The organism is Massilia eurypsychrophila, assembly GCF_002760655.1.
Taxonomy (GTDB): Bacteria; Pseudomonadota; Gammaproteobacteria; order Burkholderiales; family Burkholderiaceae_D; genus JAFCUW01.
The window spans coordinates 20,125-37,881 of the sequence record NZ_PDOC01000031.1; the positions used below are offsets into that span (position 1 = coordinate 20,125).

Sequence of the window (17,757 nt, forward strand, 5' to 3'; positions counted from 1 at the left end):
GTGTGCCGTCTTCTGATCTTGTGGAAAGTTAATTTTTTGCAAAGTAGCCGCTCAGCGAGCCGCCACAGATGGCGTCGTCGCATTGTTCTATAATTTGCCACGGAGCCCGGGACACTATCCAGGGACATAAGGAGATCAAATGTTCAATCATGTAATGATCGGTTCGAACCACATCGAACAATCGAAACGTTTCTACGACGCCGTGCTCGGCGTTCTTGGCGCAGGTGAGCCAATGCGCAACAAGGGGCCGTCTGGCCACACCCGCTTGTTCTACCGACACGAGGGAAGCACATTCTGCGTCAGCGAGCCGATCAATGGTGAACAGGCGACCTGCGCCAACGGCGGCACCATCGGCTTCAAGTGCACGTCTCCTGAGCAAGTAGAGAAATTCCACGACACTGCGGTCGAGTTTGGCGGTCAGTCGATTGAGGATCCGCCAGGCCTGCGTGAGGGCGCGATGGGCGCGCTGCACCTGGCCTATGTGCGCGATCCGGACGGCAACAAGCTGTGTGCGCTTTATCGTCCGAAGTAAGGTGATCACGTAGCGCGGTCGCCCACGCCAGTTCGTGGGTTGCGCTACGGATTGAGGCGGGCGATGCGCCCCAGAAAGCCTGGCCACCAGGCATTTCCATACTTGTGACCGATCCTGACGATCACCATGTCCTCGGCCGGGGCGACATAAATAAACTGGCCATGATGGCCCTCCGCGTAGAAGTCGCGGCCGGGTTTGATGCCGAGTTCCGAAGTTGCATCCGGGACGGTCGCACGCCGCCATTGCCAGGCGTAATACGCTGACCAACGCGCGCCTTGTCCTTCAACGTTCCAGCGGCTCGCCGGCGTGGCGCCCACACGCTCGCGAACTTGCGTGCTTTGCCTGACCCACTCGACTGGCACGATCTGGCGGCCATTCAAGCTTCCATCGTTTAGATAAAGCTGGCCAAAGCGCGCAAAGTCGAGAGCGCGTGCATTGATGCAGCAGAATGCTTTTGGCAGGCTGTTCGCCAGGCTGTCCACGCTCCAGCTTGCATCATACGCAGCGCCCATCGGCTGCCAGATCTTGTCCTGCAGATAGCGTGGAAGCGGCGTGCCGGTCGCTCGCTGGACAATGGTGCCCAATAGCTGGGTGTCGCCGCTGCTGTAGTGGTACTGCTCATCGGGCGCGCGTTCAATTGCCAGTCCTTTTAACTTGGTCCCCAGGTCGGCGGTTAAATAGAACTTGGCAGCGTCGGCCCAAGGCGCACCGTAGCCTTCGTCGAAGCGGATGCCGCTGCGCATTTCCAGCAGGTTGCGAATCGTGATACGGGAAAAGCGTGGATCGCTTGCTGCCAGCTCCGGCAAATAGAGTGTGATCGGATCGTCGATGCTCTGAATGTGACCGTCGCCAATCGCGATGCCGACCAAGGCAGATACTACTGACTTGGCGACGGAGAAGGACGTGACGATGCTATCGCGCTTGTACCCTTGGTAGTAGCGCTCCATCAGGACCTTGCCGTGCTGAACGACCACGATCGCCACCGTCCCGTTGCGTTCCATGACGGCATCAAATGTCTCGCCCCGAAAGTCGGGCAGCTTCAAGGGGGCAGTGTCCGCCGCAAGAAAGGGGGACGCTTCCAGCGAACGCGCAACTTCAGCATTTCGAAAATGGCGGTAATCCGTGATGGCCGACTGGCGCTGCACCATCATCCATGCAGGCAGGTCAGCGCAACCGGACAACAACATAAGCGCGCTCAGCATCAAAATGCAGCACGGTCGAAGCAAATGCTTTTCTTTGAATGACATTTTGTTATTGTATGTGATCGAGCAGGCTTCGCGCCTGTCATGGCGAAGCGAGCATACCCCAGACTGGGCTTATTCCGCCAGGTTGGAATTTGCGCACAGCGCGATCAACCTCTGGCCTGGCGCACGGCTACGCTGGATTCGGTAGTGCCTGCCGCGCTACTCGGATTGTCGGAGGAACAAGCGCATGAGGTGAAGCGCGGGATTGCCAACGTAATGGGCGAATGATGCCCACGCCAAGTCCACGCGAGCTGTGAAGCATGTTTCTCTAAACGAGTGCTGCTTGCCTTGCCGCCGGATTCGACAGCAAGCCGCGGTGCTTGAACCAGATTTCCATCGGAATCGTCACCAGCGGTGGCACGGCGGCAAGCATGGCAAGCAACGTAGCCCAGAGCGGCCAGCGCAGGCGCACCGCCGCCACGACGGTAATCACCACATAGCTGATGAATACGATGCCATGCAAGGGCCCGAAGAGCGTAACGCCGAGCTCGGTCGTCTTGGTGGTGTATTTGAGTAACATGCCGATCAACAGGCCTGCCCACGTCAATCCTTCGAGCAGGGCGATGATGGAAAATAGTTTGCCAATGCCGGCAGGCTGCTGGTGATTCATGTGACTTCCTTGTCGGTGGCGCTGCGGCGCGCCTGGTATGCGGGCCGTGCGGATATCATTGGCCGGAATAGTCACCGGTTTTCCCAAGTGGGTAAGGACGTTTCAGTTCTCCAAACAAAAAAAGCAGTTACGATCACTCGTAACTGCTTCATTTTGCTTACTGCTATTCGTGGTAGGCCGTGCGGGATTCGAACCTGCGACCAACGGATTAAAAGTCCGCTGCTCTACCAGCTGAGCTAACGACCCGAAGAGGCAGAATTATAAACGACAGATCGCGTTTCCGCCAGAGCGTATTTTAGATAAGTAATTACGACAACGCGGCGGTCACTTTCAGGATTTCCTCAGCGGTCGTCACGCCCTCGACCACCTTCAGCGCGCCGGCGATGCGCAGCGGCTTCATGCCGTCGACCACGCTCTGCTGGCGCAGGGCCTGCAGGTCGGTCTCTTCGCGGATCAGCTTGGTGAAGCCTTCCGATATGGTCAGCAACTCGTAAATGCCGGTGCGGCCGCGGTAGCCGGTCTGGCGGCACTCGGGGCAGCCGATCGGCCGGTAGATGGTGGCAGGCTTCGGAATGTTCCAGGCGCCGCCGATGCTGTGCCAGACGTCGTCATTGATCTCGCCATCGGGCGCCTTGCACTCGACGCACAGGGTGCGCACCAGGCGCTGTGCCAGGATGCCGATCAGCGTCGCTTCCAGCAGGTAATGCGGCACGCCCAGTTCCAGCAGCCGCATTACCGCCGACGGCGCGTCGTTGGTGTGCAGTGTCGACAGCACCAGGTGGCCGGTCAGCGCGGCCTGGATGGCCATCTCGGCGGTGCCGAGGTCGCGGATTTCGCCGACCATGATGATGTCGGGATCCTGCCGCATCAGTGCCTTGACGCCGTCGGCAAACGACAGGTCGATGCCCGGCTGCACTTGCATCTGGTTGAACGACGCTTCGACCATCTCGATCGGGTCTTCCACCGTGCACACGTTGACTTCGCTGGTGGCGAGCGCCTTGAGGGTGGTGTACAGCGTCGTCGTCTTGCCCGAGCCGGTCGGCCCGGTCACCAGGATGATGCCGTGCGGACGCGTCGTCAGGCCATCCCAGCGCTTGGCGTCGTCGACCGGAAAGCCAAGCTCAGGCAGCGTCTTGACCACCACTTCGGGATCGAAAATACGCATCACCAGCTTTTCGCCAAAGGCGGTCGGCAAGGTCGACAGGCGCAGCTCGACTTCCTGGCCGCCGTTGGTCCGCGTCTTGATGCGGCCATCCTGCGGTCGCCGCTTTTCGATGACGTCCATGCGCCCCAGCAGCTTGATGCGCGCCGTCATGGCAATCATCACCACCGCCGGCACCTGGTAGACCTGGTGCAGCACGCCGTCGATGCGGAAACGGATCAGCGCAACGTCGCGCTTGGGCTCGAGGTGGATGTCGGAGGCGCGCTGTTCGAACGCGTATTGCCACAGCCAGTCGACGATGTTGACGACGTGCTGGTCGTTGGCGTCGAGCTGCTTGTTGGACTTGCCGAGTTCGACGAGCTGCTCGAAATTGTTGCGCAGCGCAAGGTCCTGGCCGTTGGCCTTGTTGGCGCTCTTGATCGATTTCGCCAGGCTGAAGAATTGCCCGATGTACTGTGCGATGTCGAGCGGGTTCGAGATCACCAGCTGAATCTTGCGGCGCGAGATCTTGGCGATTTCCGATTCCCAGTCGAGCAGGAATGGCTCAGCGGTGGCAACGACCAGCGTCGTGGCGGTCAGGTCGAGCGGCAAGATGTTAAAGCGCGCCGCGTAGCCGGCCGACATGACGTCGGCCACCTTGGTGAAGTCGATTTTAAGCGGGTCGATGCGGACAAATTGCAGGCCCACCTTGGCGGCAGTCCATTCGGACAACACGTCAAGCGTCAGCAGGCGGTGCGGCGGCTGCGCCGACACCAGCTTGCACTGGGCGATCGCCGATAGCGGATGCATCGAGCCGGCCGCGTTCTTGAGGATGCCCTGCGCCTGCGCGAAGTGGGCCTTGACGGCGGCTTTCTCAACGATGCCGTCGGCCAGCATCCAGGAGAACAGGGTTTGCAAGTCCAGCGATTTGGGCAGCGCGTGCCGTGGGCGCGCGGTGGTTGTTGCCGCCGCGCTTGCCGCGGCCTCGTCTGGATTCAAAGCGTGTTCTCCGTTAAGCGCTACTTACTCTGCTGACTTGATGCCCTTGACCCACGATTTGGCGGGAAGCCTGGTGGCGGCGACAATCGCGGCCGCGCGCTCGGCCAGGGTATCGGCGTCGACGTCAGGGCGGCTCGTGAAGCACAGCGCCACCACATTACCATCATGCACTTCTGGCAGGCAAATGACGTGCTCGAAGCCATATTTCATGGCCTTGATGTTTTTCGCAAAGCTGGGGTGGTCGCCGAACAGGTTGACCGTCATGATGCCGCCCGGCGCCAGGCACGCGCAGCAGGAGCGGTAGAACTCGGGCGTGTCGAGCACGGGACCGCGCGCGGTGGCGTCATACAGGTCGCATTGCAAGACGTCGAAGGCGCCCAGGTTGGCCGGATCATCGACGAAGTCAAGCGCGTCCATCTCGAGCACCTGCAGGCGCTCGTCATTTGGCGGCAGCTTGAACATCGACTCGCACACGGCGATCACCGACGCATTGAGTTCGACCGCCGTGACGGTGGCATCGGGGAAGTTGCGGTAGCAAAATTTGGTCAGCGTGCCGGTGCCCAGGCCCAACTGGGCGATGGCGCGCGGCGCCTCGAGATACAGCATCCAGGCCATCATCTGCTGGGCGTATTCGAGTTCGGGCCAATCGGGCTTGCGGATGCGCATCGCGCCTTGCACCCACTCGGTGCCGAAGTGGAGATAGCGCACGCCGTCCTGTTCGGACAAGGTCACGGGCGCGAACTTGGGCTTGCGCGCCGGGCGGCGCGAGGATTCGACTTGTTCGATGGATTTTCTTCTGATAAGCATAGGGCGACCTGATTCGATCGCCCTATTATCGTTGGAGGGGTTCCCCTAGCGCAAGCAGAACCCGTCCCGGGCAGGCGCCGGGGCGCCCGCCGGCTTACTGCATCTGATCAGGCTCGACCGATACGCGCAGGCGGATGCGCTGGCCAGGGTCACGCGCCATCACGGTGGTGTAGTTGCGGCCGCGGTAGTCGTACGTCACTTCGTAGCCGTTGGTGCGCGACTCGACCGATTCGACTGTGCGGCACTGGCGCACTGCCTGTTCCTGCATGCCCTGCTGCTGGTTGACGTTGCGGCCGTCGTTGTCGACACGGTCGCCGATGACGGCGCCGGCGATGGCGCCAACCGCGGTGGCGGTGGTGCGGCCGGTGCCGCCGCCGATCTGGTTACCGACCAGCGCGCCGGCGAGGCCGCCGACGATCGAGCCGCCGACGCTGCGCGGCTGCTGATACTGCTGGACCGGGGTCTGGATGTATTCGGTGCGGCATTCCTGGCGTGGCTCACGCACTTGTTCAATGCGCGGCTGAACCCGCACGACGCGGCCAAAATCTTCGAATTCGACTGCCTGCACCATCGGCAGGGCGCACAGGCCCATGGCGGTGACGATCAACTTGGTCTGGATGTTCATCTTGAGCCTCATTCTATGTTGGGTGTCTGGATTAGCCAATGCGGCCATGTTCACAATATTAACGCGACTGGAAGGCGATAACGATCCCACATGGCAACAAGATGTAACAGGAGGTCAAGCATTCGGCGGCGTTTAACACGACTGCGCTGCATAATTTATCGTAAAACATCGCGTTTTTTTACAAATATTTCGTCTTCGATCACATTCGGGTTGATTCAGTTACCACAAAACGTTACCCTTACAGAAAATTGTAGGGTCTATTGGCGTTAAGCAACGATCAAATGGGAGAACGGCGTTTTGTACAAGGACGCGACGCACAGGGAATTACGCAATCAGAAACCACCGGTAGCTACAGGTCGACTTGAGGGAATAATGAATTTGTTTTTAACAGTGCCGCCTAACCTTGTGCAATCCATTCGCGCTTTCCGTGTCGTGGAATTGCAAGAGGAAGCCGTTCGCCTTGGGCAGCATTTTCTGTATGCCCATTGTGCCGATGCGCTGACCAAGCAGCAGGTGTGCGCCCGCATCGGCGAAAACTTTCATTTTCCTAAGCCTTGCAGCAAGAACGTCGACGCGCTGCGCGAGTGCCTGACCGAGACGATCAACAAGGCAGGGCCGCAGCCTGGCTTTATCGTGGTGCTCGAACAGCTGCCCAATACCCAGAAGTTCGACAAGGAAGCGCGCGAGACTTTGCTGGACGTGTTTCGCGATGCTGCTGATTTTTGGGCGGAGAAGAAGGTGCCATTCCGGGTATTTTACTCGTTCGAGTAAGTACTCACTCTTCCGCGCTCTTTCTCACTGTTCATCAGTGGCAGGGGTTTCCGCGCAGGCGGGCACGCCTGCCACTTTCGCGGTACCATCCCCCGAGTTGCAACTGTCGTGGTGCACTGCAACAAATTTCACCGCGTATATAGGCCGCGACTGCCGGTCAGGGTACAATGCGCGCTATGAAAAACATTGTGATCCTAATTTCTGGTCGCGGCAGCAACATGGAATCGGTAGTGCGCGCGTCGCAAGCCGAGCAGTGGCCAGCAAGGATCGCAGCAGTTATCAGTAACAAGGCGGACGCCGCCGGACTGGTGTTTGCCAGGGCCAACGGCATTGTCACGGCCGTCGTTCCAAGTAAGGATTTCGCCAGCCGCGCCGATTTTGACGTGGCGCTGCAGCAGGCAGTCGACGCGTTCGCGCCCGACCTGGTGGTGCTGGCCGGCTTCATGCGCATCCTGACGGCGCCGTTCGTCGAGCACTACGCCGGCCGGATGATCAATATTCATCCGTCATTGCTGCCCGATTTTCCAGGGCTGGCAACCCACCGCCAAGCGCTCGAGGCCGGGGTCGCCAGGCATGGCGTCTCGGTCCACATCGTCACCGCCGAACTGGACCACGGTCCGGTGCTGGGACAGGCCGAAGTGGAAGTGCTGCCGGGCGACACGGAAGCGACGCTGGCGGCGCGCGTGCTGGTGCAGGAACACATCCTTTATCCGCGCGTCATCCGCGCATTCATCGAAGGCCGGCCTGGCGCCGGCAGCGGCACCGCCGCATAGACATAACACGTAGTTAACCAAGGAATATCATGAGATTGCCTCCAGCGATCCTCGGCAATACTGAAGAAGTATTGCGCGAGATCTTACGTTTTTCGGCGCCGGCCGACACCACTTTGTCGCGCTATTTCAAGGACCATCCGCGCCTTGGACCACGCGAACGCGGCGCCGTCGCTGAAGGCATCTACGCCATCTTGCGCAACAAGTCGTTCTTCACCGACTTCGCCGAAGCCGGGCAGGAGTCGACCATGCGCCGCCTGACCATCCTCGGCCTGGCCGAAGCGGTCGGCGCCGATGCGCTGGCCGGCCTGACCGAAGAAGAGACCGAATTTCTGACCCGCATCGCGCAGATCGACCGCAACCTGATGCCACCGCAGATGCGTTCTAACTTGCCGAAATGGTTGTTCGACAAGTTCGTCGCCCAGTATGGCGAAGCCGAAACGCTGGAAATGGCGCACGCGCTAAACCAGCCGGCGCCGCTCGACCTGCGCGTCAATTCGATCAAGGCGACGCGCGAAGACGTCATCGCCAAGCTGGCCGAAGCGCCGATCGCCGCCGTGCCGACGCCGTTCGCGTCGCTCGGCCTGCGCGTGCTGAAAAAGCCGTCGCTGCAAAACCTGCCGCTGTTTAAGGACGGCGCGATCGAAGTGCAGGACGAAGGCAGCCAGATCCTGTCGCAGATCGTCGGCGCCAAGCGCGGTGAGATGGTGGTCGACTTCTGCGCCGGCGCCGGCGGCAAGACGCTGGCGCTGGGCGCGCTGATGCGCAACACCGGCCGCCTGTACGCGTTCGATATTTCCGAGAAGCGCCTGGCCAAGCTGAAGCCGCGCATGGCCCGCAGCGGTCTGTCGAACGTCCATCCGGTGCAGATCGCGCACGAGCGCGACGCCAAGGTCAAGCGCCTGGCCGGCAAGATTGACCGCGTGCTGGTCGACGCGCCGTGCTCGGGCCTGGGCACCTTGCGCCGCAATCCGGACGTCAAGTGGCGCCAGAAGGTTGAAGCCGTCGCCGAGATGCAGGAAAAGCAGGCAGCCATCCTCGACAGCGCGGCGCGCCTGCTCAAGGGCGGCGGCCGCCTGGTGTACGCCACCTGCAGCCTGCTGACCGAAGAGAACGATTTCATCGTCGAGCAATTTCTCGCCGCCCACGACGAATTTGAACTCGTGCCGATGAGCAAAGTGCTGGCCGAGCAGAAGATCGACCTGGAAATGGGCGACTACCTGAAGCTGCTGCCGCACAAGCACCAGACCGACGGCTTCTTCGCCGCGGTGCTCGAGCGCAAGCCGATGGCGCCGAAGCCAGCCAGGGTCAAGCCTGAAGACGAGATCGACGGCGACGCCGATACCGAAGCGTAATTAGCCGCGGGCCGCCCATGCAGATGTCAAAGTTGCTGTCCGACCTGCTCGCCGATCTGCGCGAGCCGGGCGTGTTGTGGCAGGCCGGCGCGATCGCGCTGTGCATCCTGCTCGGCTGGGGACTGGCGCGCTTCCTGCGCAACCGCTATCTGCGGCAACTGAGCGGCGAAGAGGGCACTACTGGCGCGGTGCGCCGCATCGGCGTCGAGAGTTTCGCCAGAGTGCTCAGCCCGCTGTTGATTCTCGGCCTGCTGGCGCTGGCGCGGCTGCTGATGGCGCGCTATCACCACATCAACCTGCTCAACGTCACGCTGCCGCTGTTTTCTTCGTTCGCGGTGATCCGCACCGCGTTCTACCTGCTGCGCCGGGTGTTCGCCAGGCATGGCCCGGTCGGGGCCGCCATCCTGACGTTCGAAAAGATCTTCGCCCTGCTGGTGTGGCTGGCGGTGGCGCTGTACATCCTCGGCCTGTGGCCTGAGATCATCGATTACCTCGAGACGACGCTGCTGCCGATCGGTCGCCACAAGGTGTCGCTGGCAAATATCCTGCAGGCGGCCGGGTCGGTCGTGGTGCTGCTGATGCTGGCGCTGTGGGCCGGCGCGGCGCTTGAAGAGCGCCTGATGGGTGTGCAGAGCATGCATTCCTCGCTCAGGGTGATTCTTGCGCGCATGAGCCGCGCTGTGCTGATCGTCGTCGCCGTGCTGTACAGCTTGACGTTGATGGGGCTCGACCTGACGGTGCTGTCGGTGTTTGGCGGCGCGCTCGGCGTCGGTCTCGGCCTTGGCCTGCAAAAAATCGCCAGCAACTATGTCTCCGGCTTCGTCATTCTGCTCGAACGCAGCCTGTCGATCGGCGACATGATTTCGGTCGACAAGTATTCCGGCAGGGTCACGCGCATCAACGCCCGCTACACGGTGCTGCAGGGCCTCGACGGCGTCGAGACCGTATTGCCAAACGAAATGCTCATTTCCGGGCCGGTGCAGAGCCAGTCGCTGTCGAGCAGTTCGGTGCGCGCGTCGACCAGGCTGACGGTGTCGTACGGCAGCGATCTGGACGTCGTCATCCCGCTGCTTGAAGCGCTGGCGCGCGACGTGCCGCGCATAATGGAAACGCCGGCCCCTGGCGTGTCGGTCAACAAGTTTGCCGCCGACGGCTTCGAGCTCGAGCTCGGCTTCTGGATCAGCGATCCGGAGAACGGAACGGGCGGCGTGGTCTCCGACGTCAACAAGCGTATTTACAAGAAGGTGCAGTCGGGCGATATCAAGCTGACACAGGCTGGGCTCGATCCGCGCGTGATTGATGCGCTTCTCGCATCAACCGCCACACGAAACTCACAAACTGTCACCAATTGATACGTGTAAATGTGCCGTGCGACAGGGAAACGCGTAAAATGTGACGCTGTGTGACCGCTTCGAAGAAAGCGGCTAGCGATGACAAAAATCCACATTGGAGCATTAATGAATTTGTTAAGTACCACGGTCGACGCGGTTCTCGGTTTCCTCGATGGCGGCCTCATTGGCCTGTCGGGTTGGCAGGTGTTTTTCTACACCCTTGCAGTGACGCACATTACGATCGCCAGCGTGACGATCTACCTGCACCGTCACCAGGCGCACCGCGCGCTGGAGTTGCATGCGATTCCGAGTCACTTCTTCCGTTTCTGGCTATGGCTCACCACCGGCCAGGTCACCAAGGAATGGGCGGCGATCCACCGCAAGCACCACGCCAAGTGCGATACCGAGGAAGATCCGCATAGCCCGGTCACGCGCGGCATCAAGAAAGTGCTGTTCGAGGGCGCCGAGCTGTATCGCGCCGAGTCGAAGAACCTGGAAACCATGGAAAAGTATGGCCATGGCACCCCGACCGACTGGATCGAACGCAACGTCTACACCCGCTTCAGCTGGCAGGGCGTCGTGCTGCAGCTGATCATTAACGTCGCGCTGTTCGGCGTCATCGGCATCACCATTTGGGCGGTCCAGATGATGTGGATCCCGATCACGGCGGCCGGCATCATCAACGGCATCGGCCACTACTGGGGCTACCGCAACTACGATTGCGCCGATGCGGCGACCAATATCATTCCTTTCGGCATCCTGATCGGTGGCGAAGAGCTGCACAACAATCACCACACGTTCGCGACGTCGGCCAAACTGTCGTCAAAATGGTACGAATTCGATATTGGCTGGCTGTATATCCGCATCCTCGAAACGTGCGGCCTGGCGAAAGTACGGCGCGTCGCACCGGAGCCGAAGTTTGCGCACGGCAAGCTGGTAGCGGACTTTGACACCTTGCAGTCGGTCATCGCCAACCGCTACGACGTCATGGCCAAGTACGCCAAGTCGTTCAAGCATGCATGGCACGAGGAAGTGCCGCACCTGCGCCAGAAGGCGGAACTGGAATACCGTTTCCTGAAGTCGTCGCGCAAGCTGTTGCAGCGCGAGCCGGCCAAGCTGGAGGCGTCGCACAAGCAGCAGCTGGTCGAGCTGTTCGAGCACAGCAAGGCACTCGAGACGATGCACAACATGCGCGTCGAGCTCGGCGCGATCTGGGAGCGCTCGCACTTCACGCGCGACCAGCTGCTCCATCAGTTGCAAGACTGGTGCGTGCGCGCCGAAGCGTCCGGCATCAAGTCACTGCAGGAGTTCTCGATGCGGCTGCGCAGTTACGCGTAATTTGCGCATAAATTACGCATAAGCGGCTTGCGGCAACATCGACAATGGCCACCTTCGGGTGGCCATTGTTACGTCCGGCGCCCCGAATCGCGGGCGCGGGTCAGCAGAGCGCCAACCGCCAGGCCGGCCGCAAAGGCGCCGTAGACGACCGCCAGCGCCGGCTTGGACAAGCGCTTTTCGTAGCCCGGCTTCAGGCGCTGCGGCGTCAGTTGGTAGTCGGTAAAGCAGGCCAGCGCCGACGTGGCGGTGGCCGCGGCCAGGGTTGGCGCCGGGCCGATACGGTCGAGCCGGTCACCCATGAAGCGTTCGAACAGCACCGCCAGAACGTTGCGCTCAGGTGATGGATGACGTATCCGGTGGCGGTGTAGCGCAGCGACGGCCCGTCGTGGCGCGCGGCCTGGTCGCCCCAGATCCAGTGGCTGATGGCGTTGGTGGGCGCGAACGTGCTGTCGGTACCGGCCTTGCCCAGGGCGGCGAGGGCGGCAGTCGAAAGTGCGCTGGCGACGGCGCCCGACAGCAGCCCGCGGCGCGTTGCAGTGTTCCAGTCTTCCATGGCATCCTCCGATCTTCAGTAGATATTGAACTCGGCATCGTCAACGGCATCTATCGAGTGGCTGCACATTCTGTCGTCAACTTTTCTGTTTGGCACCGGCATCGGATCGGCGTTCTACATGCTGTTTGCCAATATCAGCCGCGACGTGCGCGCCATCGCCGTCGTCAGCCGCATCGTCGTCGTTGCCGACTGGCTGTTCACGGCCACCACCATCATCGTCCAGCCGCTGACCGGCTACTACCTGGTGCGCATCGCCGGTTTTTCGATGAGCAGCCGCTGGCTGGCCTGGTCGATCGGACTGTACGTGCTGGCCGCCGCCTGCTGGCTGCCGGTGGTCTGGCTGCAGATGCGCCTGCGCGACATGGCGGTGCAGGCCGCACGCGACGGCAGCGCGCTGCCGCCGCAGTACTGGCGCTACTTCAGGCTGTGGATCGCGCTCGGCATTCCGGCGTTGTTTGCCTTTGTCGCCATCTTCTACCTGATGGTGGCGAAGCCGGCCTAGCCGGCGGCGCAACCGCCACGACGCAACTACGCGGAAGGGCGCGTCGCGCAGCCCTTCCGATTTACCGGCGGCAGCTAGCTGACCGTGATGACGGCCTCGGCCGCAGCGCTACTGCCGACGGCAACGCTTGCCTCGCCGGTCGCGCCGTTGGCGCTGCGCGCGCCAAGCCGCCAGTCACCCGCGGCCATGTCGTCGAGGGAGAAGCGGCCGTCGTCGTCGGTCATGACGGCGATGTCGGGATACGGGCCCGGACCGGCAATCACGGCGATGGTCGCATCGGCAACCGGCGCGCCGGTGCTGGCGTGAACCACGCGTCCCTGCACGCTGTTGCCCGACATCAGAGCAACGCCCATTTGCTGAGCCGCTCGAACACGGTCGGCGTGATCCGGGTCGCCGAATTGCCGCCGGCGCTGCCATAGTTGTGAATGGCGATGGCGCAGTTTTTTCGGCCGTCCAGGTCGGTGTACACGGGCGCGCCGCTTTGCCCGCCGACCGTATCGATATCGTAGATCAGCGTCTTGGCCGTGATGGTTTTGACGGCCAGCGTCATGCCCCAGTTTTGCGATGGCTTGTCGCCCGGATAGCCGTACAGGGAGACGCACTTGCCCAGGATTTTCAGCGGCGGTGCGGCGGAAATGCCGAAATAGCCAAGGTTGCGTCCGCCGAAGGCGTTGGCGGGAAGGACAATGCAGCCGAAATCGTGTTCCGGCTTCTTGCTGTTCACCCAGCCTTTGACGGAGCGGAACGAACTCGAGAATTCGGAGCCGCAGGGGCGGAACGTGCCGTTGGCGCCGGGGATGACTTCGATCTTGCGGGCCCAGCCACCCTCGTTATGCAAATAGACGCAATGGCCGGCGGTGGCCAGGGTGCGCTTGCCGATTAAGAAGCCGGTGCCGCGGTAGGTTTTACCGTTGGGGAAAGTGATGCGCAGTTCGCAGATCCGGCGCAGTGGTTCCGACATGGTGTCGGTTGCCAGGATACGATCGTCGCGGCCGATGATCACCTCGGCGGTGGCGGCGACCTCGTCGATGAGCTGGTTGAGCTCTTCGCCAACTTCCGCATCGCTCTCGCCGGTCGCCTTGGTTTGTTCCGATTCGAGCAGGCGCGCAAAGACGGACAGGATGTTTTTTACCGGCTTCGATTTGCCGGCAGTCGCCGCCGCTGTGGTGGCCAGCCGCTTGATGCCTTGCTTGGCGCGCGGCGACAATTTGGCCACCACTTTTTTTGCCACCGTCGGTCCGATACTGCTCAGTAGCGTCGGTACCAGCGCGGCCAGGATCGGGAAGAACTCTTCGACGCCGGCCTCTTGCGCGCCGCCCAGCGCCACACCGGCCTCGGTCAGTTCGTCGCCCGATTCGGTGTCGCTACGTCCTTCTTCGCCGGCCTCGATGGCGGCGGCGTTGAGTTGCTCCGGCGTCGCCTCGTAAAACTCTTCGGCCGATTCCTGCATGGCCGGGTTACCGATCTCCTCGGTCATTTCGGCGGTTTCGGCCATGGCTTCGCCGCCGCCGACCGGAACCGGCGCGTCGCCGTAGGCTTCTTCGGTCATCTACGGGATGGCTTCGTTGCGCGCCATTTTTGCCACCGGCGGCCTGGCAAAGCCAATGCCCCGCTGGCTGCTGCCGTCGTCGGCGCGTGCCGTGCTGCCGTACTGTGTCTGCTGGACCGGGTCTGTTCGGGCGCCGCCGTTCAAGCCGATGTTGCCGCCCGGTGGCCCGATCTGCTCGTCCGACTGATAACTCGATCCGTAGTCGTCTGCGATGGTTGTTCTCCTTTGGTATGAAGCAGTGATGGCGAATCGGGAGGCCGCGCCTCCTTCGCCACCAACCACAGTATCGATGAGCGAAAGCGGCGCGATTGTGCACTCGCAAGAGCACCGATGGAACCAAAGCGTTAGCGCAGATGAATGAAGGCTCCTTGCGGAGCCTTCATGGGGTGGGTGTCAGTAGCGGATCAGGCCGGTTGAGCGTGGGTCCTGGACGGGGCGGTGTCGATGCGCATTGCCGGCAGCTGCATGTAGGTCACCGCGCGCCACAGCCACTCGGCCGGACCGTAGCGGAAGCGCGCCAGCCACCAGTGGCTGAAGGCAAGCAGCAGCGCGCACACGCCGATGGCGAGCGCCACCTGCAAGGCGCGGCCCATGCCCCACAGTCCCAGACCGTAGCCGAAGAAGATGGACGACATCACCAGCGACTGCAGCAGGTAGTTGGTCAGCGCCATGCGGCCGAACGGCGCCAGCACTTTAATTTTCGACAGCGCCGAGCCGCTGTGCAGCATCAGCACGATCATCGCCACATAGCCGAGCGAGGCGGGCAGGTTGCCGATCATCAGCAGGCCGTGGGCCAGTCCGAAACCGTCCTGCTGCGCGCCGGGCACGTGCGACATTGCCAGCAGGCTGCCGAGGATGCCAAGGGAAAGGCCAACTGGCAGGGCGATGAAGGCCAGTTTGCGGAACATCGGCAGGTGCGCGGCGGTATTTTCCATCACGCCGGAGCGGATGAACCAGGTGCCGATCAGGAACATACCGATCAGCAAGGTCGCGAAGCCGGACTCCTGCGGCGCGTGCTCGGCGAAGTGCTTGACGCGCAAGCGGACCGCGTCGGCGTAGCTGCCGGTGCTCATGGTTTTCACTTCCAGTGCGCGCTCGTCGGCTTGTTCCTTCATGCGCTTGGCGCGGGCCGCTTTCTTCTCTTCGGCGGTCGGCTCCTTGGCGGCGGGCTTCTTGACGTCAGCCTTGGCGTCGGCTTTGGCCGGCGCCGCTACTGGCGCGGCGGCCGGTGCTGGCGCCGCCACCGTTGCCGCTGGCGCCGTCACAACTGCCGGCTTCGCTGTCGCCGCGTCGGGCGGGGTCAGGTATTCGACGGTGCCGCCGATCGTCATCATGGTGGCGAAAAACATGAAGATGGTGGCGCCGGCGCGCAGCGGGCGCTTGTCGGCCGGCATGTTGTACTTCTCGGCCAGCCAGGCCAGTGCCGCGAACAGGAAAAACATCGCGGTGGCCGGGCCGCGCGGGCCTTTCGGCGTGCCCGGCACGAACCAGAACACCAGCGCGGCGATGCCGGCGACCAGGCTCACGCCGATCAGCGTCGCCGCCATGGCCGACAGGCCAAACAATTTCTTTTCGCTGCGCAGGTAGACCGCGACGACGCCGGCGAACGCCAACGTGGCGGCGGCGCCGCCAGCCGCAGGGCCGAAGTTCGGCACGAATGCCAGGCCGATGCAGGCGACGATGGCGCCGACGATCCATTTCCAGGTGCCGTACAGGGCCACCAGCAGGAACACCGCGGCTACCGCATAGCTGAACAGGATGTCGCCGGCGAACAGGAAGATGTGGTGCAGTGCGCCGAACACGGCCAACGCGGCGATACGGCGCACGTACGGCTTGATGAAGCCGCGTCCGGCGCGTTCGGCGCGCGTCAGCATGACGGCAAAGCCCATGCCGAACAGCAGCGAGAAGATGGTCCAGAATTTGCCGGCGACGAAATAGGCAACGAAGTAGGAGGCCAGCCAGTCGATGCCGGTCAGGCCGAGCGGCATGCCCTGGCCCATCGAGCTCAGCGCGCGGTTGAAGAATTCGACGTTCATCAGGCAGATGCCGATCAGCGCGAAGCCGCGCACCACATCCAGCGCTTCGATGCGCTGGCTGGCGGGCACGGGTGCGAGCAGGGTTTTTTCGGCGGCGTCAGTCAGGGTATGCATGATTTTATTATTCCCGTCAGTCAAGGTTATAGTCTGAACATCATAGTTCTGGGGTCGATGAAAATCGCTGAAAATGCGACGAACGGCAGGAAAGGCGGTGCCAGAGGCGTTTTAGGCGTGGTGGCGCCGGTCCGCCGATCGAACGGCACGATGGCCAATAGCGGCTTAAAATTGCTGACCCAATTAGGAGACACACCATGAGCACTTACCGCCGCATCGTACTGGCCTCGCGTCCCTCGGCCGAGCCTTCGCCTGACAACTTTCGGCTGGAAACGGTCGACACGCCCGAGTTGCAAGAAGGCGAGATTCTCGTTCGCAATGAGTATCTGTCGCTCGACCCTTACATGCGTGGCCGTATGAGCGAAGAGAAGAGCTACGCGGCGCCGCAGCCGCTTGACCAGACCATGATCGGCGGCACCGCCGGCGAAGTCATCGCGTCGAAGAATGCCAAATTCGCTGTCGGCGACAAGGTCGTCGGCGCGCTCGGCTGGGCCGAGACCGGCGTGTCCGACGGCGTCGCTCTGCGCAAGGTCGACATTGCCCGCGTGCCCTTGTCGGCCTATCTTGGCGTGGCCGGCATGCCGGGCATGACCGCCTGGTACGGGCTGAACCAGATCATGCAGCCGAAGGCCGGGGAAACCGTCGCCGTCTCGGCCGCCAGCGGCGCGGTGGGCAGCGTGGTCGGCCAGTTGGCGAAGTTAAAGGGCTGCCGCGTGGTCGGCATTGCCGGCGGCAAGGAAAAGTGCGCCTACGTGGTCGACGAACTCGGCTTTGATGCCTGCGTCGACTACAAGGCGGGCAACCTGGTGGCCGACCTCGCGGCGGCGACGCCGAACGGCATCGACGCCGTGTTTGAAAACGTTGGCGGCGCCGGCTTCGACGCCGCGCTGGCGCGCATGAATGCCTTTGGCCGGATCGCCGTCTGCGGCCTGATTGCCGGCTACAACGGCGAGGCCGTCGCCGTTCACAATTTCAGCTCCGTGCTGACGAACCGCCTGACGATCCGCGGTTTCATCGTCAGCGAGCACCTTGAATTCTGGGCCGAGGGCCTGCGCGAACTGGCGGCGCTGGTTGCCGGCGGCCAGCTCAAGTACCGCGAAACGATCGCGCAGGACCTCGCCAGTGCCCCCGACGCATTCATCGGCCTACTAAAGGGCAAGAACTTCGGCAAGCAACTGGTCAAGCTCACCTGACCCGGTAAAAATCGCGTCAAAAAAATTGGGGTCAGACCCGTTTAATCGACGGCGAATCGACGGAATCGCAGTCAAACAAACGGGTCTGACCCCATTTCGTTTACTCGGCGGTGAGGCTGCTGCCAGCCTCTGCGCAAAGTTGAATCTGAGCGCAATTTAAATGCTGATTAGCGCTCATCTTCAGCCAGCCGCATCCACGCTTCGGTCCGGCTGCCGGTAGCCGCGGCAGCGTGGATCAGGCGCGTGAGGATGGTCGACATATCGAATCGGCGATTAAAGCGGTACTG

At 62.2% G+C, this 17,757-nt stretch carries 19 protein-coding genes, 1 tRNA gene and 1 pseudogene; 10 read left to right on the forward strand and 11 right to left on the reverse strand.

Annotation, left to right across the window (positions count from 1 at the left end; all coding sequences use genetic code 11):
* Positions 1-139 precede the first annotated feature (139 nt).
* Entirely contained in the window at positions 140-532 is a 393-nt protein-coding gene (locus tag CR105_RS25290) for a VOC family protein (RefSeq protein ID WP_099793421.1), read from the forward strand.
* Positions 533-576: 44 nt separating this feature from the next.
* On the opposite strand, the gene CR105_RS25295 is transcribed toward CR105_RS25290, so the two are convergent.
* The 6 genes from CR105_RS25295 to CR105_RS25320 form a co-directional block, all read right to left on the reverse strand.
* A complete protein-coding gene (locus CR105_RS25295) occupies positions 577-1,779 on the reverse strand; it encodes a serine hydrolase domain-containing protein (RefSeq protein WP_099793423.1) in 1,203 nt (400 codons plus the stop codon).
* A 265-nt stretch (positions 1,780-2,044) separates the two neighbouring features.
* Positions 2,045-2,386 (reverse strand): DUF3817 domain-containing protein, encoded by a 342-nt coding sequence (locus CR105_RS25300; protein ID WP_099793425.1) that lies wholly within the window; start codon positions 2,384-2,386, stop codon positions 2,045-2,047.
* Between the two features lie 170 nt (positions 2,387-2,556).
* Positions 2,557-2,632 (reverse strand) — tRNA-Lys (locus CR105_RS25305).
* A 61-nt stretch (positions 2,633-2,693) separates the two neighbouring features.
* Positions 2,694-4,463: a type IV pilus assembly ATPase TfpB gene (gene tfpB, locus CR105_RS25310; protein WP_502522662.1), complete on the reverse strand. Its 1,770-nt coding sequence runs from the start codon at positions 4,461-4,463 to the stop codon at positions 2,694-2,696.
* Between the two features lie 87 nt (positions 4,464-4,550).
* Positions 4,551-5,333, reverse strand: coding sequence for a methyltransferase domain-containing protein (locus CR105_RS25315; RefSeq protein ID WP_099793427.1), 783 nt, complete (start codon positions 5,331-5,333; stop codon positions 4,551-4,553).
* A 94-nt stretch (positions 5,334-5,427) separates the two neighbouring features.
* Positions 5,428-5,958 (reverse strand): glycine zipper 2TM domain-containing protein, encoded by a 531-nt coding sequence (locus tag CR105_RS25320; RefSeq protein ID WP_099793429.1) that lies wholly within the window; start codon positions 5,956-5,958, stop codon positions 5,428-5,430.
* A 372-nt stretch (positions 5,959-6,330) separates the two neighbouring features.
* On the opposite strand from CR105_RS25320, the gene CR105_RS25325 reads away from it, so the two are divergent.
* From CR105_RS25325 to CR105_RS25345, 5 genes are all read left to right on the forward strand, one after another.
* Complete coding sequence (locus CR105_RS25325) at positions 6,331-6,729, forward strand: barstar family protein (RefSeq protein WP_099793431.1); 399 nt, start codon at positions 6,331-6,333, stop codon at positions 6,727-6,729.
* Positions 6,730-6,905: 176 nt separating this feature from the next.
* Positions 6,906-7,502, forward strand: a complete 597-nt coding sequence (gene purN, locus CR105_RS25330) for a phosphoribosylglycinamide formyltransferase (protein ID WP_099793433.1) — start codon at positions 6,906-6,908, stop codon at positions 7,500-7,502.
* A 29-nt stretch (positions 7,503-7,531) separates the two neighbouring features.
* Positions 7,532-8,854: an RsmB/NOP family class I SAM-dependent RNA methyltransferase gene (locus tag CR105_RS25335; RefSeq protein WP_099793435.1), complete on the forward strand. Its 1,323-nt coding sequence runs from the start codon at positions 7,532-7,534 to the stop codon at positions 8,852-8,854.
* 17 nt (positions 8,855-8,871) lie between these two features.
* A complete protein-coding gene (locus CR105_RS25340; RefSeq protein ID WP_099793437.1) occupies positions 8,872-10,206 on the forward strand; it encodes a mechanosensitive ion channel family protein in 1,335 nt (444 codons plus the stop codon).
* Between the two features lie 105 nt (positions 10,207-10,311).
* On the forward strand, positions 10,312-11,523 hold the full coding sequence (locus CR105_RS25345; RefSeq protein WP_099793439.1) for a DesA family fatty acid desaturase: 1,212 nt from the start codon (positions 10,312-10,314) through the stop codon (positions 11,521-11,523).
* Positions 11,524-11,591: 68 nt separating this feature from the next.
* Here CR105_RS25345 and CR105_RS29130 read toward each other — a convergent pair whose 3' ends face one another.
* Positions 11,592-11,822: a hypothetical protein gene (locus tag CR105_RS29130; RefSeq protein ID WP_229414127.1), complete on the reverse strand. Its 231-nt coding sequence runs from the start codon at positions 11,820-11,822 to the stop codon at positions 11,592-11,594.
* Between the two features lie 279 nt (positions 11,823-12,101).
* Here CR105_RS29130 and CR105_RS25355 point away from each other — a divergent pair, with 279 nt between their 5' ends.
* Entirely contained in the window at positions 12,102-12,578 is a 477-nt protein-coding gene (locus CR105_RS25355) for a DUF2269 family protein (RefSeq protein ID WP_099793441.1), read from the forward strand.
* Between the two features lie 74 nt (positions 12,579-12,652).
* On the opposite strand, the gene CR105_RS25360 is transcribed toward CR105_RS25355, so the two are convergent.
* Both CR105_RS25360 and CR105_RS25365 read right to left on the reverse strand, forming a co-directional pair.
* Positions 12,653-12,931 (reverse strand): carboxypeptidase regulatory-like domain-containing protein, encoded by a 279-nt coding sequence (locus CR105_RS25360; RefSeq protein ID WP_099793443.1) that lies wholly within the window; start codon positions 12,929-12,931, stop codon positions 12,653-12,655.
* Entirely contained in the window at positions 12,916-14,127 is a 1,212-nt protein-coding gene (locus CR105_RS25365; RefSeq protein WP_099793445.1) for a trypsin-like serine peptidase, read from the reverse strand. The genes CR105_RS25360 and CR105_RS25365 overlap by 16 nt, the downstream gene beginning before the upstream one ends.
* 55 nt (positions 14,128-14,182) lie before the next feature.
* On the opposite strand from CR105_RS25365, the gene CR105_RS29305 reads away from it, so the two are divergent.
* Positions 14,183-14,314 carry a hypothetical protein gene (locus tag CR105_RS29305; RefSeq protein ID WP_267873919.1) on the forward strand — a complete coding sequence of 44 codons (132 nt, stop codon included), beginning with the start codon at positions 14,183-14,185 and terminating at the stop codon, positions 14,312-14,314.
* 217 nt (positions 14,315-14,531) lie between these two features.
* Here the strand turns inward: CR105_RS29305 and CR105_RS25370 are convergent, their stop codons facing one another.
* Positions 14,532-16,277, reverse strand: coding sequence for a DUF418 domain-containing protein (locus CR105_RS25370; protein ID WP_099793447.1), 1,746 nt, complete (start codon positions 16,275-16,277; stop codon positions 14,532-14,534).
* Here CR105_RS25370 and CR105_RS28050 point away from each other — a divergent pair.
* Together CR105_RS28050 and CR105_RS25375 are read left to right on the forward strand one after the other, a co-directional pair.
* Positions 16,272-16,478 (forward strand): hypothetical protein, encoded by a 207-nt coding sequence (locus tag CR105_RS28050; protein ID WP_131021843.1) that lies wholly within the window; start codon positions 16,272-16,274, stop codon positions 16,476-16,478. The genes CR105_RS25370 and CR105_RS28050 overlap by 6 nt on opposite strands.
* Positions 16,475-17,470 (forward strand): NADP-dependent oxidoreductase, encoded by a 996-nt coding sequence (locus tag CR105_RS25375; protein ID WP_099793449.1) that lies wholly within the window; start codon positions 16,475-16,477, stop codon positions 17,468-17,470. Before CR105_RS28050 ends, CR105_RS25375 begins: the two co-directional genes overlap by 4 nt.
* 167 nt (positions 17,471-17,637) lie before the next feature.
* Here CR105_RS25375 and CR105_RS29135 read toward each other — a convergent pair.
* Positions 17,638-17,757: pseudogene (locus tag CR105_RS29135) on the reverse strand (IS1595 family transposase); the annotation flags it as partial.

Coding starts and splice junctions, on each gene's coding strand:
- CR105_RS25290 (WP_099793421.1), top strand. CDS start 140: ATGTTCAATCATGTAATGATCGGTTCGAACCACATCGAACAATCGAAA.
- CR105_RS25295 (WP_099793423.1), bottom strand. CDS start 1,779: ATGTCATTCAAAGAAAAGCATTTGCTTCGACCGTGCTGCATTTTGATG.
- CR105_RS25300 (WP_099793425.1), bottom strand. CDS start 2,386: ATGAATCACCAGCAGCCTGCCGGCATTGGCAAACTATTTTCCATCATC.
- CR105_RS25315 (WP_099793427.1), bottom strand. CDS start 5,333: ATGCTTATCAGAAGAAAATCCATCGAACAAGTCGAATCCTCGCGCCGC.
- CR105_RS25320 (WP_099793429.1), bottom strand. CDS start 5,958: ATGAACATCCAGACCAAGTTGATCGTCACCGCCATGGGCCTGTGCGCC.
- CR105_RS25325 (WP_099793431.1), top strand. CDS start 6,331: ATGAATTTGTTTTTAACAGTGCCGCCTAACCTTGTGCAATCCATTCGC.
- purN (WP_099793433.1), top strand. CDS start 6,906: ATGAAAAACATTGTGATCCTAATTTCTGGTCGCGGCAGCAACATGGAA.
- CR105_RS25335 (WP_099793435.1), top strand. CDS start 7,532: ATGAGATTGCCTCCAGCGATCCTCGGCAATACTGAAGAAGTATTGCGC.
- CR105_RS25340 (WP_099793437.1), top strand. CDS start 8,872: ATGCAGATGTCAAAGTTGCTGTCCGACCTGCTCGCCGATCTGCGCGAG.
- CR105_RS25345 (WP_099793439.1), top strand. CDS start 10,312: ATGAATTTGTTAAGTACCACGGTCGACGCGGTTCTCGGTTTCCTCGAT.
- CR105_RS29130 (WP_229414127.1), bottom strand. CDS start 11,822: ATGGGTGACCGGCTCGACCGTATCGGCCCGGCGCCAACCCTGGCCGCG.
- CR105_RS25360 (WP_099793443.1), bottom strand. CDS start 12,931: ATGGGCGTTGCTCTGATGTCGGGCAACAGCGTGCAGGGACGCGTGGTT.
- CR105_RS25365 (WP_099793445.1), bottom strand. CDS start 14,127: ATGACCGAAGAAGCCTACGGCGACGCGCCGGTTCCGGTCGGCGGCGGC.
- CR105_RS29305 (WP_267873919.1), top strand. CDS start 14,183: ATGCCCCGCTGGCTGCTGCCGTCGTCGGCGCGTGCCGTGCTGCCGTAC.
- CR105_RS28050 (WP_131021843.1), top strand. CDS start 16,272: ATGCATGATTTTATTATTCCCGTCAGTCAAGGTTATAGTCTGAACATC.
- CR105_RS25370 (WP_099793447.1), bottom strand. CDS start 16,277: ATGCATACCCTGACTGACGCCGCCGAAAAAACCCTGCTCGCACCCGTG.
- CR105_RS25375 (WP_099793449.1), top strand. CDS start 16,475: ATGAGCACTTACCGCCGCATCGTACTGGCCTCGCGTCCCTCGGCCGAG.